The organism is Moraxella nonliquefaciens (assembly GCF_001679005.1).
Taxonomy (GTDB): Bacteria; Pseudomonadota; Gammaproteobacteria; order Pseudomonadales; family Moraxellaceae; genus Moraxella; species Moraxella nonliquefaciens.
Genome location: NZ_LXTW01000012.1, coordinates 68,014 through 85,915 on the forward strand (window position 1 = coordinate 68,014; position 17,902 = coordinate 85,915).

Here is a 17,902-nt window from a genome sequence, read left to right on the forward strand (position 1 = left end):
TGTATATCCTATACCAAAGGTGGCATTAATGGCTTGATGAGTTTGGGTGTGATGGTGGGGATTTCTTCGCCGTCGATGTTTGGGGTGGCATTTGATTTGCTGTCTGTCTGCTCTGGCAGTGGCTTGACCATAGTGTTTGGGGTGTGGAGTTTTGGCAAGTCAAGCATTTGTATCACAAAGGCGTATTTTAAAGTATCCCTATCCCCTAGGTAACGCTGATAAAAGCTGGAATTTAAAAGTCCCGCTCCGCCTTGACCCAATGCCCAGATGCTTGCCAAAAAATCTCGGATTGCCATGGAGCTGTTTTGTTCGGACAAATAACATTCAGCAATCTCATAAATGCGTCTCATGCGTTCACGACGAATCTTATACAATTCACCAAATAATCGGTTTAGCCCCGATGCTGTTGATGACAATTTATCCTCTAAGTGATGAAACATCATCGCCCGCTGTGGACGTAGTAGTAATTGTAGTACCATGCGAGCCACACCCGCCCCCGCTCCATCATGAATGCTGTTCATCTCATACAGGCGTTTTTCATATTCTATCAGCAGGTGCAGTAACAACTCATCTTTGCTTACAAAATGCTTATACAACGTTCCCTTTGCCAAATCTAAATGACGTGCCAAGCTGTCTAAGGTCAAATCATAATCACCCGATTCTAGTAGCAGTTGTTCAGCAGCCGCCAAAATCTGCCGTTCTCGGTGTTCAAACTGTTCTTTACGACTGCTCATGTCTTTAATCCCTGAGTGGGCAAAATGTAAAATTTTTTCAATTATAACAAAATTTTAAATATTGTGAAATATTTTAAAAACATTTGCCTTAGTAGCTGCTTGCCACATCCAGTATTTTTATGACAACTTAGCCGTTTATCATTGATGGATGCATGTTTATTTTTAATAAATTTTTGTGCATGGACGTTCACATTTTTGGTAAATTCAGGTATAATGGTCTATCATAAATAATATAAAGAATTATAGGCAATACAGGAAAATACCATGACTGCCAAACACACCCCCCAAGATTTTGAAAACCCTCCCATCAACTGGGTGCCTGCTGTTTTTCTTATCAGCACCCCTTTGCTTGCTTTGATTTTAGTGCCGTGGTATCTGTATACGCATGATACCAGTCCTGCTCTGTGGCTGACATTTTCACTGTTCATGGCATGGACAGGACTGTCTATTACCGCAGGCTATCACCGCTTATTTGCCCATAAGTCTTATGAAGCCCATCCCATCGTGAAATATTTTTTACTCATTGGGGCGACTTTGGCAGTACAAAGTTCTGCTTTTGATTGGTGTTCAGGGCATCGTGTTCATCATCGTCATGTTGATGATGAGTATGATGACCCTTACTCAGCACGTCGTGGCTTTTGGTTTAGCCACATGCAGTGGATGTTAAAAAAATATCCCAGTGGTCAATATGATTATAAAAATATTCCCGACCTAAAAAAAGACAAGGTACTGACACACCAACACGAGCATTATGGTCTGTGGGTGCTATTGACCAATATTATCGTTTTAAGTGCAGTAGGATTTATCATTGGTGATATGCTTGGAGCATTTATCATCGTGGGGCTGCTGCGTATGGTACTCACCCATCATTTTACTTTTTTCATCAATTCGCTATGCCATATGTTTGGCACACGCCCCTATACTGATGAGAATACTGCCCGTGATAACCCAATTTTGGCGATTTTTACCTGGGGAGAGGGTTATCACAACTACCATCATTATTTTCAATATGATTACCGTAATGGGGTTAAATGGTGGCAATATGACCCAACCAAATGGCTCATCGCTGGATTGTCAAAAATCGGTCTTGCCAAAGAGTTAAAAACCGTTGATGACCTAACCATCAAGCATGCTGAGGTGACCATGCAATTTAAACGTGCTCAGGCTCGCATTGCTGGTGGGGATTTGTCCTTGGATGATAGGCTCATGCTATTTAAGGACAAAATCAGCACCGAATACGATGCCTTCACCAAAACGGTAGAGGAATGGCACGCCCTAAAAGCTAAGTCCATGGAGTTAAAACGTACCGAATTTGCCAACCGCTTGCATGAAGCTGATGAGTATCTAAAAGAACAGTTTGCCCAAATTGAACAAAAAATTCGCGACCACAGCGAGCATGTGGAACAGGCTTTTATGCAATTAAAAGGCAAAACTGCAAAAGGATAGGATTTAGATAAAATAACGGTTAATTGATAAGGGCGTGCTTTTCATGCCCTTTTTAATAAAGCAACCTTAACATCACATCAAAATCTGACGTCTGCCACTATTATCCATGGGACTGACCAATCCTGCCTCTTCCATCATATCCACGATGCGAGCAGCGCGGTTATAGCCAATGCCCAGTTTACGCTGAATGCTGGATATGGATACTTTGCGACTTTCCATAACAAAGGTGACTGCCTGATGATAATATTCATCATCACCGCCCTTGCTTACTCCATCGCCAGACCCTTCACCCTCAAAGGTATAGCTGTTTGACAAATCAATATAGTCAGGACTGCCACGTTCACGCCACGCATCGCACACACGGTTGACCTCATCATCATCAACATAAGCACCATGCACACGACGTGGCGTATTCTCACCGGGTCCGATGAACATCATGTCGCCATTGCCTAACATGTTTTCTGCACCGCCTTCTTCGATGATGGTGCGGCTGTCAACTTTGGAATTTACTCGCAGAGCAACACGAGATGGAATATTTGCTTTAATCAGACCTGTAACAACATTTACCGTCGGACGCTGAGTGGCAAGAACCAGATGAATACCAGCGGCACGAGCTTTTTGGGCAAGTCGGACAATCGGCTCTTCGGCGGTTTTGCCCAATTGCATGATCATGTCAGCAAATTCATCCGCCACAATAACGATAAGCGGTAGGGTTTTGAGCTTGGGGGGAGTTTGAATGCTGACATTCTCATCAGCACGCCATAAGGGGTCAAGAATCGGTTCGCCTGATGTTTGAGCTTGCACTACTTTTTTGTTAAATTCTGATATTTTACGCACACGCAACAAACTCATGAGCTGATAACGTCGCTCCATTTCATTAACGCACCATGTCAGTGCAGCGGTCGCTTCGGTCATGTCTGTAATCACAGGCGTAAGCAGATGTGGAATGTCACCATAATTGGCAAGTTCTAGCTGTTTGGGGTCAATCATGACCAATTTTAGCTCATCGGGGGTATATTTAAAAAGCATGGAGAGCAGGATGGAATTGACAAAAACTGATTTACCTGAACCTGTTGTGCCTGCCACCAACATGTGCGGTGCTTTGGCAAGGTCGGCGATGACCACCTTGCCACCGATGTCTTTACCGATGGCGACACCGATTTGTTTATCAGGGTTTTTGTAGTCAGGTGTGTCAAGCAATTCAATGAGTCTGACCATTTCTCGCTTTTTATTTGGAATCTCAATGCCAATATAAGGCTTGCCTGGGATGACCTCAACCACACGCAAACTTGCCATAGAAAGCGAGCGTGCCAAATCTTGTGCTGCCCCTGTTACTCGGCTTGCCTTAATCCCCGCTGCCAGTTCCACTTCAAAACGAGTAACCACAGGCCCAACCATGGCACTGACCACGGTCGCTTTGATGTTAAATTCCCTTAACTTAATCTCCAACAGTTCAGATAGCTTTTCTAGTTCTCGGTCGGTGTAGATTGGTTGTTTATTGGTGTCAGGCTCATCTAAGATGGATAGTTCGGGAGTGGGTGATAGACTCATGCGATGAGTGAGTGTGTCCATCGCATGTGAGCGTAGAGCAGATGGTGTGTCCGTGTCTGTATCTGTATCGTCTTTAAAATGTGCCTGTTTTGGGGTCTGTACCACAGACAAAGGTTTTTTGGGGGCAAAATCATCAGAGTGCGGCGGGGGATTTGTGTTGTCTGTTGTATGCTCTGATGTTACATGCACTGTCTTATTATCCAAGCCGTCTTTATTTTTGGCATCTGTTGTGTCGTCTTTGCCATCTTTGTTGTTTTTGTTATTGTCAGACAATTCATCAGCTGTATTCCCCAAATTTAGCAGGTCATCGGACAAATCTGTCCAACTTTGGGTGAACATATTATCATAACTGATATGTCTGGTTTGGTTGGTTTGGCTATTTTGATAAATAAAATTAATCTCATCTTCATCATCAAGCGTCACATCAAAATCTGTCGCATCACCATGATGGGTCTTGTCGGTGTCATCATTTTTGACTGCTTCGGCTGATTGCGGTTGTGATGGAGCTGTATCACTGCTAATGACACTAAGGTTGCTTTTGGGCAGATTGCTGATATTGCTGTCAAATTCATCATCATTTGTGGGTTTTGACGAGTTTACTTGTTGTTTGTGGTGAATGCTATCTGATGACTGACCGCTTGACTGGCTTGATTGATTGATATCTGGTGTAAGACGGTCTGCTTTTAGTATCACCTCATTGGCATGTATCTTTATATGATCCGCTTGTGGTTCGTCATCTTGTGTATGTTGCTGGGTATTTGCTAATATTTCATCACGCAGTCCTGATGTTTGTAAAAACTCTGACAAATTTTCATTAGGTGCATGTGTGGGTATGGGTGCAGGCGTGTCATTTTCTATAACATCAAAGAGTGTATCATTATTCTTAGATGATTTAGTAGGCTTGGTGTGAGTTGGGGTCTTGTTACTGTCTAGCCAGTTCATAAAATGACCAAACAGTAATGCAGAATACACCTCAAAGACCAATATCATCACAATGACAGTAATGGCAAGCAAGAATAATACACTCATTAAGTTGCCAAATTGCAATGTTAAGCCTTGATATAACTCAAAACCAACCACACCTCCTGTTGTCAGTCCGATGCCATGTTCACTTGCCATTTCATAACCTGACAAAAGCCCACTGATGCAAACAAGCAAAAAAAGATAAGCAAGTACCCGAAGTTGCCATATAACCTGAGACTGTCGCCACCATAAAAGTGCCAATTCGTAAACCATAATCGGCACAAGCCACCATGCACCATAACCAAAAAATACATGCAAAATATCGGAGACCCATGCTCCCAAACGACCACCGATATTGGTGATTTGCTCTTCTGTACCCACATGAGACCATGCTGGGTCTAGGGTATTGTATGATAATAAAGACAAAAACAAAAACCCAAGCACCACTGTGCCAAACACGCTAAAAAATAGGCGTTTGATGATGGGCATTTGGCTGATAAACTCGGCTATTTTTTGATTTTGTAGGATTTTGTTCATGATTGGGTTTTTGGGTAGGTTTTAGTGCTGGGATTTGGGGTGGATGAAATGGATGGCCTAAATTTCAAAGCATCTATTATATCGGATAATGGCAAGATTTATCAAAATTTTTTATGGCAATTGGTGATGATGAAAAATATGAAGTGCAGGATGTGCTTGATGTTGGTATTTGCAATAAATTGTGCCTATTTAATGTGGTTAGACAATCATTTTATTTCCATAATCCATCTAAAATGTAAATTGTATGATACGAAATGGGTATGCTCTAATATAAATAGCCATTTACGCATTTTTCTCTTGTAATTTTCCCCATTTTATTACAAAATAGGGGGTTCAATTTAAAATCAGAGAATGATGATGAATGTACTCATGATGGCAGCAGGAACAGGGGGGCACGTGTTTCCTGCCTTGGCGGTGGCAGATGAAATGGTGGCTCGTGGGGCTGTCATTCATTGGCTTGGCACGCCAAAGGGCATGGAAAATGAGCTTGTTGCCAAACACGGTCATACCATGCACCACATTGACATGCAAGGGCTTCGTGGTAAGGGGCTGGTGCGTGCCATTAAGTTGCCTTTTATGCTGTTCAAAGCGGTCATGGCAAGTAAAAATATCATCAAAAACAATAACATAGATGTGGTTATCGGCTTTGGCGGTTATGTTACCGTCCCTGGGGGATTGGCTGCTAAATTATCGGGCAAACCGCTCATCATTCATGAACAAAATGCCATCGCTGGCATGAGTAACAAGACCCTAGCTCCCCATTCAGCAAAAGTCCTACAAGCCTTTGATGGGGCGTTTAGTGGCATGGGCGATGAACCCATCACGGTGGGTAACCCTGTGCGTCATGAGATTATGAATGTCAAACCACCAAGCGAGCGTTATGATGTGGCGGACACATCGCCTTTAAAGGTGCTGGTGGTGGGTGGTTCGCTTGGGGCAAAAGCCATCAATGAAGCGGTGGTTGAACTGTTAAAGCTGTCGGATAAGCCCCTAACCGTGCGACATCAATGCGGTAAAGACAACCACAACACCATGTTGGTCGCCTATTCACAAGCACAGATTGACACAAGCCGTCATGTCTTTGAGGTTATGCCATTTATTGATGACATGGCACAGGCATACAGTTGGGCAGATGTGGTTATTTGCCGTGCTGGGGCATTGACAGTAACCGAGATAGCCAGCGTGGGCGTTGCAGCGATTTTTGTGCCGCTACCACACGCTGTGGACGACCATCAAACCGCCAATGCCAAGAGCTTAACTGACAAAGGGGCAGGGATTTTGTTGCCACAACATGAGCTGTCGGGTGAAACATTGGCACAGATTTTAACTGGTCTTGACCGCCAAAAATGCTTAGATATGGCAAAAAAAGCACAAGAGAGTGCCAAACATCATGTCGCAAAGACAGTGGCAGAGCTGGTTTTGGCGTGTGGCGATGACAAAGGCAGTCAGTAAGATGATATTAATAAAGTTAAAATATATTATTATCACAGATTGATGAAAATGAGTGAATTAAAAAATTGACCCAGTTAATCATATGTAAAACCATAAACATTGAAATATTTCTTGAAATGGTGGTGGTATAGAGTATATTAAATGATATTTTTTAGGTAGTTAAAAAATCATACCACATTGGGTAGATAAAATAATATGGTAAATTCAAATGATTTGATTGCCACTGCCTTTGCCTAAGTGCTTGCCAGCCATAAAAGCGTGTAATTTGGCTAATTGGATTTTAAAATTTGGGTCTTTAAAATGTTTCAATATAAAATCAATGACGCATTAAGCCTAACCTTAGTACATTCATCATTTGCCAGTCAAATGAATGATATTGTTAATGCCCAAAAAGACTATTTGGGTAAATGGTTGCCGTGGGTAAATGATTTTAGCGAAAATAGCTATCATGAATTTGTCAAATTTGCCCTGCATCAATATGCCGATGACAAAGCCATTCATACTCATATTATTTATGATGATAAAATTATCGGAGCGGTGAGTCTAAATAACATTTATCATCATCTTAAAAAGGCAGAAATTGGCTACTGGTTACACCAAGACCATCGGGGGCGTGGTGTCATGACCTGTGCGGTGCGTGCAATCATGGACATTGCCAAAAACATCTATGGCATGAATGTGGTGGAGATTAAGGCGGGTGAGCATAATACCCCAAGCCAACAAGTTGCTAAGCGATTGGGATTTGAATTTTGTGGGATTATCGCCAATCATGAAAACATCAATGGTGAAATTATTAATCATGTGGTTTATATGTATCGGTTTTAATTTAAATAATTAATGGGGTAAATTCTTTGCCTTGATTTGTCAAATTAACATTGATTGATGTGATTGTCATTGTTTAAAAAATATCATGGCATATTTATCCACCAAACCAGTTTAATATCCAACATTTAATATTCAATATTTAATACTTAAAATATAACACCCAAACAGAGAAACAGTCATGCCAAATTCAACCAAAGTCAAAACGCTCCCAAAACGCCTAATAGAAATTCCAGAGATGCGACGCATTCAAAACATTCATTTTGTTGGTATTGGTGGGGCTGGCATGTGTGGCATTGCCGAAGTGCTTGCCAATCAAGGCTATGTGGTTACTGGCTCAGACATTAAGGCAAATGCGATGACCGAGCGTTTAGAAAACTTAGATGTAACGGTATATGTCGGTCATGATGCCAGCAACATCAAAATGGCCGATGTGGTGGTGGTGTCATCTGCCATTGACCGACAAAACCCTGAGATTCAAGCCGCCTTAAAAGCACACATTCCTGTGGTGCGCCGTGCCGACATGTTGGGCGAACTCATGCGATACCGTCATGGCATTGCGGTGGCAGGGGCTCATGGCAAGACCACAACCACAAGCTTATTAACCATGATGCTCACCGAAGCGGGGCTTGACCCAACTTATGTGATTGGCGGTAAATTAAACGCCTCGGGCAAAAATGCCGCCTTGGGTGCTAGCCGTTATTTGGTGGCAGAAGCCGATGAGTCTGATGCGTCTTTTTTATCTTTGCGACCCATGGCGTGTGTTGTTACCAACATTGATGAAGACCACATGGAGACCTATGAAGGCAGCTTTGATAAACTAAAACAAGCCTATGTGCAGTTTTTGCACAACATGCCTTTTTATGGGCTGGCGGTGTTGTGTGGCGATGACAAAGAGCTGTATGCCATGATTGATGACATTGCAAGACCTGTCATCACATATGGTCTTGAAAAACACAACGATGTGCAGGCGGTAGATGTGATTGCAGACGGCACAAAAACCCATTTCACCGTACTAAGAAAAGACAAAAAACCCTTACCCATCACCTTAAATATCCCCGGCATTCACAATATCTATAATGCCCTTGGGGCAATTACCATGGCGACCGATGAAGGCGTGAGCGATAAAGCCATTTGCCAAGCGGTAGAAAAATTTGCAGGCGTGGGCAGACGCTTTGAAAATAATGGCAGCTACCCCCTAACAGATGGCAGCGGTGATGTGGTATTGATTGATGATTATGGGCATCACCCCACCGAAATCGCCATGACCATCAAAGCTGCCCGCCAAAGCTATCCTGACCGCCGTTTGGTGATGATGTTTCAGCCACACCGTTACAGTCGCACAAGGGATTGTTTTAGTGAGTTTGTCAATGTGTTGTCGCAGGTGGATAAGCTGATTTTGCTTGATGTATACAGTGCTGGCGAAGAGCTGATTAAGGGGGCAACAAGCAATGATTTGGCGCGTTCATTGCGTGAGCGTGGGCAGGTTGAACCGATTGTGCTAAATGTCAATGACAAAGAACAAATTACCCAAGTGCTTAAAATCACCCTAAACGCCAATGATTTGCTGATGACCCAAGGGGCGGGCAATGTGGGACAACTGTGTCAAGAATTGGTCAAAAATGGGTTGTTTTTGGAATAATATGAAAGACTTACAATTTATTGATTTATTTGCAGGCATTGGTGGGTTTCATTTAGCACTCAACTCGTTTGGAGCAAGATGTGTCTTTGCATCAGAAAAAGATGCACACGCTCGTAAAACATATTCACATAATTTTGATACGCAATATTTTGAATTTAACGATGATATTCGCAAAATTAGCCCAGACCAAATCCCCAGACATGACATTTTATGTGCAGGATTTCCTTGCCAGCCTTTTTCTCAAGCAGGTCTAAAAAAAGGATTTGATGATGGAGAAGATTCTGAGCGTGGTAATTTATTTTATTGTATTTTGGATATTATCGAAGCAAAAAGACCCAAAGCATTTATCTTAGAAAATGTTCGCCATTTAATCGCTCACGATAACGGAAAAACTTTTGCTGTTATTGAGAACTTATTAAAAAATGCTGGCTATACGGTTTATCACCAAGTTTTAAAAGCGTCAGATTATAATATCCCACAACATCGTCCTAGGGTATTTATTGTTGGATTTAGAAATGCTGATAAGTTACCACCCTTTCAATTTCCACCAAAAATACCACTTACTTATACAATGAGTGATATTTGGCAGGGTCATTGTGAAAAGAAAATTGGATTTACATTGCGAGTGGGTGGTAAAGGGTCAAATATCAATGATAGGAGAAACTGGGAATTTTATCGTGTTGATGGCGAGGTAAAACGAATTAGCATTGATGAAGGTAAGAAAATGATGGCATTTCCTGAAAACTATCATTTTCCTGTTTCAAAAACTCAAGCCATGAAACAACTGGGCAACAGCGTTTGTGTGGAAGTTGTCAGACAAGTTGCTAAAACAGTGATTGATTATCTAAATAATCATCAAGATTTTTTTAATGAGTCAAGTGAGATAGTAGTGAAACGCAACAAAGGTGAACTTAGTGAAATTTATGCTTTATGTAAAGTTATTTTTGAACAAGACATTCATTATGGTGATTTAAATGCTAAATTGACTGATGATTATATTCGTGTTCTAAAAATTCATACAAAGCACTCACATATTGATTTGAAAAAAAGTCATATGATTATTTATGGTAAAAATGGTATGCAACATGCTTATATGCTCTCTGATTTTATTACTCAAAATGAACTTAATCATATTTTAGGTGAGATTAAAAATGGCAAAAGTACTTTTTCAATCAAAACCTTAAATGATAAAGTGGCGTTACTGGGACTGCAAAAAACCAAAGGCACATCATTACAAAAAGGTGATATTGTCTTATCATTTGACGAAAAAGGACAAATTTTTAGTCAACAAAATACCAGTATTAAATCGTTTTTAGGTCATTCACCAACGCTGGTCAATGCGTCTCAAGCCACAAACTTTATATATAAAATTCAAAACATCAAAGCTGATGATATGACAAAAATCAATGCAGTTGATACTCGTGCCAAAATCAAAGACCGCCTACAAAAAATAACAGATTTAGGAGGAGTTTTGATATTTGAACGGTGTGAAAATCCAGTATATGAATCCACTTTAAGAAAGGTAGATAGTCGTATGCCAGAAATATTGGCAGACGCATTGTTGGCTTTTTTTAAAAAACAAATTAATCATCATCTCATCAGTTATCCTAATGAAAAAATTGTGGATTTGGAAGAAAAAGAACAAATCCACTGTCGGCTAAAAGATTTTGTTAAAGCCAGTATTTTGGGTATTTTTCCAACATATGAATGGAACGGTCATTTGACCGCAAATGCTATTTTATTGATAAATGAGACTGGAGAGTTGGTTTTTTACCATACCAACAAAGATGCTGTTTTAAAAGATTTTTTCTATAAAAATACAATTTTTGACACGCCATCATCATCAAGACACCGTTTTGGTTTGGTCTACCAAGAAAACAACCAGTTTTATTTTAAATTAAACTTACAATTAAGGTTGAAAAAGTAATATGTATTATCATCAATTTTGGGAAAAACATGAGCAAACTTAATACAAAAGATGACCAAAACTTTGGCAAAGTGGCGGTTGTTTGTGGTGGAACAAGTGCAGAGCGTGAAGTGTCGCTAAATAGTGGCATGGCAGTGCTAAATGCCTTATTATCAAAAGGGGTGGATGCCCATCATTTTGACCCTGCCGATACTGACATATCTCATTTGCGTGCCTATGACCGTGTGTTTAATGTGTTGCATGGCACTTTTGGCGAAGATGGCAGCTTACAAGGGGTGCTTGATGGCTTTAATCTGCCTTATACAGGCTGTGGTGTCTTGGCATCTGCCATTGCCATGGACAAATTTCGCTGTCGTTTGCTGTGGCAGTCGCTCGGGCTACCAAATGTGCCTTATGTGGTTTTGCATGATGACAGCGATTTTGCTGCCGTAGAGCGTGAATTTGGTTTACCGCTATTTGTCAAACCTGCTGCCGAAGGGTCTAGCGTGGGTGTGTTTATGGTTGAGCAAGCAGGTGATTTGGCAAAAATTTATCCCAAATTAAAGCAATATCATGGCGAGATTTTGGCAGAAAAAGCGATGATGGGCGGAGAATATGCCATATCACTGCTTGGTGAACATATTCTGCCCAGTATCCGTATCATCCCTAAGGGCAAATTTTATGATTATGAAGCCAAATATTTGCGTGATGACACCATTTATCAATGCCCATCTGATTTGACGCCAGAGCAAGAGAGGCAAATGGGTGAATTGGCATTAAAAGCGTTTCGTGCGATTGGGGGGCGTGGTTGGTCTCGTGTGGATTTTTTAAAGGGGCATGATGGCAAGCTGTGTGTGTTAGAGATTAACACCGTCCCTGGCATGACCGACCACAGCCTTGTGCCGATGGCTGCCAAAGAAGCAGGGATTGGGTTTGATGAGTTGTGTGTGAAAATTTTGGCACAGACTTTGCAATAAAACCACAACAGCAACCTTATCATGCCACACCAACTGTAAAATAAATGGCGATTTCATGTAAAAACAGCCACTTAGTGATGAATTTTACTTTTAAAGAACGCCAAAATAAGGTAAAATACATGATTTAGCCTTGCTTGATTAAAATCTGTCAAATGTGCATATGATGAACATAATGGGTTAGGTTTTAGTGTGGATGGGTTTTTTGGTGGGCAGAACCGTGACAGAGATGGCATCAAACCGTATTAATCGTATTGATGATAAGCGTGCAGAACATGATGATAAGTACTTGTCAAAATCATGGCAATCTGCTTTGGTGACGCTTGTTTTGTTATTTATCATCGGTTTTTTTACCATGCAGACCATCGGCAAAAGCCCTGCTAAGCCCATTTATATCATGTCATCAAATCTAAACGCCTTTGAGCGTCAGTCGCTGACAGGTGTGGTTTTACCTTTGGGTGATTTTCCTTTTTTTGGGGGCAATTTACATCAGATTCATGATGAATTGATGAAGCTGTCATGGGTGGAGTATGCCAAAGTCAAGCGAGATTGGCACCGTGGTATCGTCGTGGAAGTTGTGCCACGTAAGCCCATTGCTAATTTTGGCAGTCAGGATTTATTAGATGCTAATGGTGTGGTTTTCAAGCCCGCCAATACAAGCGAGCTCATGAATGAAGATTTGGTGACTGTGCATGGGTCGGTCGCTCATGTAAATGCCATCATGCACAAAATGCGTTATGTCAATGAGCGTTTTGCTCCCCTTGGTCTGACAGTTAATGATTTGATTTTGACATCTCGTAACACTTGGATTATTCGTTTTCATAACGGTCTTCGGGTGGTTGTGGATGATGAAAATACCGAGCAAAAACTGTATCATTTGGCGGTGGTGTTAAAAGAGCGATTTGCCAACCGCATTCATGAAATGCAGTCGGTGGACTTGCGTTATAAAAATGGGTTTTCTATCGCATGGCAAGATAAAAGATAAAGACTAACCTAGGGCAATGTTTTGACTTTATGTTTTTAACATTGATTTATTTTTGATGGATTTTTAACAAGTATTTTGACCATTTTATTTTTATTTTTATTTTTAGGACGCAAAGTCTTCTTAATTTGATTTAATATGATACCCAATTCTGACATTCATGCGGTGATTCATCTTAGTTCCACGGCGGTGTATACCATTGTGGGCTATTTTGACGTGCATCACAAAAAAACTCAGGTAATGGGCTTGGGTATTGCCAAAACAGATGCGTTCTTTGGTGGTCAAATCATCAACCGTGAACATCTGCTAAGTGCCATTTACAAGTCTGTGCGTGAGGCCATTGATATGGCAGGCGTACAAGTTTCTTATGTGGGACTGTCTTTTGCCAGTCCTGCCATGAAAGGTGAAAATGGCATTCATGATAAAATCATCGCAGGGCAACAGCCCATAGGTGGGGGTAAACTTGGGCGTAAGATAACGCATGATGATATCAGAGATGTTCTAAATGAGGCTAAATCAAAACTTGGGCAACAAGAGCGTAAAGAGGTTCAGCTTTGCCAACAGCGTTTTTGGCTTGATGATGATCAAGATGCCAAAGAAGTGGTGGGCATGCTTGCCAGCAAATTAACAGCAAGCTATCATCTTATTAGCATTCCTAGCATGTTCTACGCCCAAATCAAGGATTTGCTGACATCTAACAACCTAGAAGTTCATCCCATGTTCTTTGATGGGATAGCCAGTAGTGAGTATGCGTTAAGTGCTGATGAAAAACAGCGTGGCGTGTGCTTTATTGACATCGGTGCGGCACTTACTAAGGTGTGTTTATACCAAGAGGGCGTGTTGCTGTATAGTCGCTGTTTGCCTGTGGGTGGACAACTGGTGGATACGGACATTGCCAGTACATTTGGACTGACTTTGCTTGAAGCGGAGTCCTTAAAAAAACATCACGGTTCAGCCAACACCGCCAAACAAAGTAAAAGCGATTTTATCACCTTGAAAAAACGCCACCATGACAGTGAACTGACCGTACATTTGTATAAACTTGCCAGTGTTATTGAAGCACGCTATTTGGCATTATTAAATGAGATTTTTGATGAGCTGACCGATAAAGGGCTGAACCAATTCATGGACATGGGGGTGGTATTGGCTGGTGGTGGAGCAGACATGACAGATTTGGCTGGATTGATAGAAAGACAGTTTGGCGTGAGCGTGCGTCAAATGAGCATTAATACCAAAGTGGCGGTATACACACAGATGATGAGTGATGAAAATATTGGTTTATTAAAAACACATTTGTTTGACCCTAAATTACACAGCATTTTAGGGGCGCTGATGTATTATCAAAGTGAGCAATATGCTCGTGATGAACGTGGACAGTTCGGTGAAATAGATGGGTCTGGGCTGTTTGGGCATATTAGGAAAAGTTGTCAATCATGGCTTGATAAGTTAAGACAATTATTATAACACTCCTGCTTGCCATCCATTGATGGCTTATTTCAATCCAATCATTCACCCTACTATTTAATATGGGGTGAATTAGTGCTATAATGTCAAAATATTTTCTATGTCGCTATGATAAAAGAATTCGGAGAAACACATGTCTAAATATGGTCTTGACACAGATGACGGTCAAGTAAATCACGGTAAAGCTCGCTTTATCGTGTTTGGTGTGGGTGGCGGCGGTGGTAATGCCGTAGAATACATGGTGCAAGAGGGCATTAATGGCGTAACCTTTGTTGCTGCCAATACAGATCGCACTGCACTTGATAATCTGACCGTACCACATAAGATTCAGCTTGGCTCAGAGGGTTTGGGTGCAGGTGGCAATCCCGAGGAGGGTCGTCGTTACGCCGAAGAAGACGAAGATGAAATCCGTTCAATGTTAGATGGTTATAATATGGTGTTTATCACCGCAGGCATGGGCGGTGGTACGGGTACAGGAGCTGCCCCTGTGGTGGCACGTATTGCCAAGGAGATGGGCATTTTGACTGTGGCTGTGGTAACCACACCGTTTAACTTTGAAGGCAAAAAACGCATGAAGTCTGCCAAAGATGGTGTTAGCCAACTGGCGGAGCTTGTTGATGCCATCATTACCATTCCCAACGAAAAGCTGTTAAAGATTTATAAGCAAATCTCTTTTATAGACGGACTCAAAAAAGCCGATGATGTGCTATTGCATGCGGTGAGTGGTTTGGTGCAAATTGTGGATACAGCGGATAACGTGGTGATTAACACCGATTTTAGAGATGTGCGTACCGCCATGACTGCCAAAGGTTATGCGATGATGGGCATTGGTCGTGCCAGTGGTGATGATCGTGCCAGACAGGCAGCCGAAAAAGCCATTCGTTCGCCACTGCTTGATGATATTCGTCTTGAAAATGCCAAAGGTCTGTTGGTAAACATTACCGCAGCTGAACTTATGATGAGTGAGCCTGAGGAGATTGCCGAAGCATTATCATCCATTGCTGACTTAGAAGAGGGTAATATTTTCTATGGCTATGTCCAAGATGAGAACATGGGTGATGAAATTCATGTTACTGTGATTGCCACAGGTTTGACTTTGGATGACCGTCCAAAAGTTACCATACAACAAGCACCGATTAAAAACCTACAAACTGCCCCAGTAGGTCATGTCAGTGCTTTGGAGAGTCGACAACAAGCACAGCAGACCGAGCCACAGAGTGCCCCCCAGTCAATACAAGCACAAGCTCAGCCACAGAGTGCCCCCCAAATCAAAACACGCATTGATGTGAACAGTTATCTAAAATCGCAACAGCACAACAATAAGTAGTAAATACTTTGATAAACCCTGCCATTGGTGGGGTTTTATTTTATGTGATGACAAGAATAAACGGCAGCATGAGATGGATAATATATGATAAGAGTGGATTTACACAGTCACAGTACCTGCTCTGATGGTACATTTTGCCCTGCCCATACGGTCAGATTGGCTCATGATGCGGGTATTGATATTTTTGCTCTAACCGACCATGACACCATCTCTGGTATTGATGAGGCTAGGCAAATGGCAGATGAGCTCGGCATGCGTTTGATTAATGGGGTAGAGATTAGTTGTCATCATCAGATAAGTGGTGGTTATGGTAAAAATCAAACAACAACCAAAACCATTCATATACTTGCTCTTAACTTTACCAACAAAGAACGCCTAAATCAAAAACTCAACCATCTGCAAAACTCTCGTGCCACTCGTGGGCATGCCATTGTAATAAAAATGGCAAAAATATTGGCAGACATGGCAGACTTTGTTCATATCAATGAGCAAGTATTATGGCAGGCGGTGCTGACCAAAGCACAAGGTAATGCCAAAGCTGTGGGGCGGGCTCATATTGCTTGCGTACTCTTTGAGATGGGTGTGGTAAAGACGGTTCAGGAGGCTTTTGATAAATATCTGGCGGACAATAAGCCTGCCTATGTTGCCATTGATAGCCTAAGCATGGCACAGACGATTGCACTCATTCATGAGTGTGGTGGCATCTCGGTATTGGCTCACCCCACTCGTTATCACTTATCCGCCACACGTGTGCGTAAGCTCATCGCTGATTTTGCCATGCTGGGAGGTCAGGCGATTGAACTGCCCATTCCCAGTGAGCCGATAGCCACCCAAGCGATGATAGACAGGTGCGTGTCAGAGTATGGACTGATGGTGTCTGTGGGGTCGGATTTTCATGGTCAAAACATGCCATGGCGAAAACTTGGAAGAGTTGCCACACCCAAGGCAGGACAGGTGGGAGTATGGGAGCAATTTTAGCGGTTTTGTATCAAGTGCTCACACACAGCAAACAGAACACTGGTGGCAAAACTGCCCGTGGGTAACTCAAAATGTAGCGTTAGATTGTTGTCAGACCATTGCCAATCAAGGTGATAAATCCTTAGGCGTAAGGGGCGTTGAGTAAGTTTAACCCCAACTTTTAACAGTCCATTTTTAAAAAGTTCAAACTCATCTTGTGCCAATACTGACTGATAAATCCGTAGACTCTCATCACTGTTTTTTAGCTCTCCTACCCCAAATAGTGGTGCGGTGGGATGAATGTCTTGTTCTGCCACTCGCCTAATTATTTCATCATCAATATCTGCACAAAAAATAGAACCCGTACCGTCCAAATTGAACACATCGCCTGATATCGCCTTGTCCCAACACCCAAGTTGCACTCGCTTGCTCACTAAGGCATTAAATATCATGCTTCTGGCAGATGACACGTACAGACTGTGCTTGTCTGTGTCTTTTTTGAAGGGTTTATAAGGTTTGCCAGATGAACATATTTTTTCAAAAAAGACTTTGGCTTGATGGATATTATCACCATCATGTCCAAAGCGTTGTTTGCCAACATAATTTGGTACACCCATCTGCCCAACATGAGCAAGCTGTGCATTGATGGCAGAGACCTCGCCTGTTACTTGCCTTAGCGTGATGGTAAAGGCATTTGCCTTGTGCGTGCCACGGTGTAGTTTTTTGTCATGCCAATGATGGGCAATGAGTGTCAGACATTCACCCTCTTTTAGATACTCCTTGATGAATTCATCAAAAGCTGTTGTGGGCAGACCACGCTTAGGCAGTCTTAGGCTAAACCATTGGTACGTTTGGGCATGACGGTCTTTTAATCCAGAGTAGCCAACATCACGTATGCAAATATTTGCCCAGTTTGCTAGCAGTTTGGCGACAAAAGCGGTATTCATGCCGACTTTACAGACATGCACCCACAAATGTTCGCCTTGACCACTAAAATCAACATCCATCAGCTCTTTGACGATAAAATCAGCAGGATAAGTCTTAAAATCTGCCGAGATGATGGCAGGAGCAAAAGGGCGGTGTGGGGCAGGATACGTCATGATGGCAGTCTGGTTAGAATGTTTTTGTTGGAATGTTTAAAGATG

Annotated in this window: 13 protein-coding genes; 10 read left to right on the plus strand and 3 right to left on the minus strand. The window is 42.0% G+C overall.

The features are described from left to right. Nucleotides 1-8 precede the first annotated feature (8 nt). On the minus strand, nucleotides 9-734 hold the full coding sequence (locus tag A7456_RS04475; RefSeq protein WP_066884536.1) for a TetR/AcrR family transcriptional regulator: 726 nt from the start codon (nucleotides 732-734) through the stop codon (nucleotides 9-11). A gap of 264 nt (nucleotides 735-998) precedes the next feature. On the opposite strand from A7456_RS04475, the gene A7456_RS04480 reads away from it, so the two are divergent. Next, entirely contained in the window at nucleotides 999-2,180 is a 1,182-nt protein-coding gene (locus A7456_RS04480) for an acyl-CoA desaturase (protein WP_066892835.1), read from the plus strand. A 72-nt stretch (nucleotides 2,181-2,252) separates the two neighbouring features. On the opposite strand, the gene A7456_RS04485 is transcribed toward A7456_RS04480, so the two are convergent. Next, on the minus strand, nucleotides 2,253-5,231 hold the full coding sequence (locus tag A7456_RS04485; protein WP_197940299.1) for a DNA translocase FtsK: 2,979 nt from the start codon (nucleotides 5,229-5,231) through the stop codon (nucleotides 2,253-2,255). 351 nt (nucleotides 5,232-5,582) lie between these two features. Here A7456_RS04485 and murG point away from each other — a divergent pair, with 351 nt between their 5' ends. The 9 genes from murG (at nucleotide 5,583) to A7456_RS04530 (ending at nucleotide 16,778) form a co-directional block, all read left to right on the plus strand. Further along, a complete protein-coding gene (gene murG / locus A7456_RS04490) occupies nucleotides 5,583-6,683 on the plus strand; it encodes an undecaprenyldiphospho-muramoylpentapeptide beta-N-acetylglucosaminyltransferase (protein WP_067008015.1) in 1,101 nt (366 codons plus the stop codon). A gap of 300 nt (nucleotides 6,684-6,983) precedes the next feature. Then, nucleotides 6,984-7,508: a GNAT family N-acetyltransferase gene (locus A7456_RS04495; protein ID WP_067008018.1), complete on the plus strand. Its 525-nt coding sequence runs from the start codon at nucleotides 6,984-6,986 to the stop codon at nucleotides 7,506-7,508. Nucleotides 7,509-7,686: 178 nt separating this feature from the next. Next, on the plus strand, nucleotides 7,687-9,147 hold the full coding sequence (murC, locus tag A7456_RS04500; protein WP_067008021.1) for a UDP-N-acetylmuramate--L-alanine ligase: 1,461 nt from the start codon (nucleotides 7,687-7,689) through the stop codon (nucleotides 9,145-9,147). A gap of 1 nt (nucleotide 9,148) precedes the next feature. Next, nucleotides 9,149-11,074 carry an HpaII family restriction endonuclease gene (locus A7456_RS11375; protein WP_158512479.1) on the plus strand — a complete coding sequence of 642 codons (1,926 nt, stop codon included), beginning with the start codon at nucleotides 9,149-9,151 and terminating at the stop codon, nucleotides 11,072-11,074. 29 nt (nucleotides 11,075-11,103) lie between these two features. Then, nucleotides 11,104-12,030, plus strand: coding sequence for a D-alanine--D-alanine ligase (locus tag A7456_RS04510; RefSeq protein WP_067008032.1), 927 nt, complete (start codon nucleotides 11,104-11,106; stop codon nucleotides 12,028-12,030). 226 nt (nucleotides 12,031-12,256) lie between these two features. Further along, a complete protein-coding gene (locus tag A7456_RS04515; RefSeq protein WP_227713302.1) occupies nucleotides 12,257-13,012 on the plus strand; it encodes a cell division protein FtsQ/DivIB in 756 nt (251 codons plus the stop codon). A 135-nt stretch (nucleotides 13,013-13,147) separates the two neighbouring features. Further along, on the plus strand, nucleotides 13,148-14,473 hold the full coding sequence (gene ftsA, locus A7456_RS04520) for a cell division protein FtsA (RefSeq protein WP_066884510.1): 1,326 nt from the start codon (nucleotides 13,148-13,150) through the stop codon (nucleotides 14,471-14,473). Between the two features lie 133 nt (nucleotides 14,474-14,606). Next, nucleotides 14,607-15,800 (plus strand): cell division protein FtsZ, encoded by a 1,194-nt coding sequence (gene ftsZ / locus A7456_RS04525; protein WP_066884508.1) that lies wholly within the window; start codon nucleotides 14,607-14,609, stop codon nucleotides 15,798-15,800. Between the two features lie 84 nt (nucleotides 15,801-15,884). Next, nucleotides 15,885-16,778 (plus strand): PHP domain-containing protein, encoded by an 894-nt coding sequence (locus A7456_RS04530; protein ID WP_067008035.1) that lies wholly within the window; start codon nucleotides 15,885-15,887, stop codon nucleotides 16,776-16,778. Here the strand turns inward: A7456_RS04530 and truD are convergent. Further along, a complete protein-coding gene (truD, locus tag A7456_RS04535; RefSeq protein ID WP_067008038.1) occupies nucleotides 16,775-17,857 on the minus strand; it encodes a tRNA pseudouridine(13) synthase TruD in 1,083 nt (360 codons plus the stop codon). The two genes, A7456_RS04530 and truD, sit on opposite strands and share 4 nt — an antisense overlap. Nucleotides 17,858-17,902: the final 45 nt, after the last annotated feature.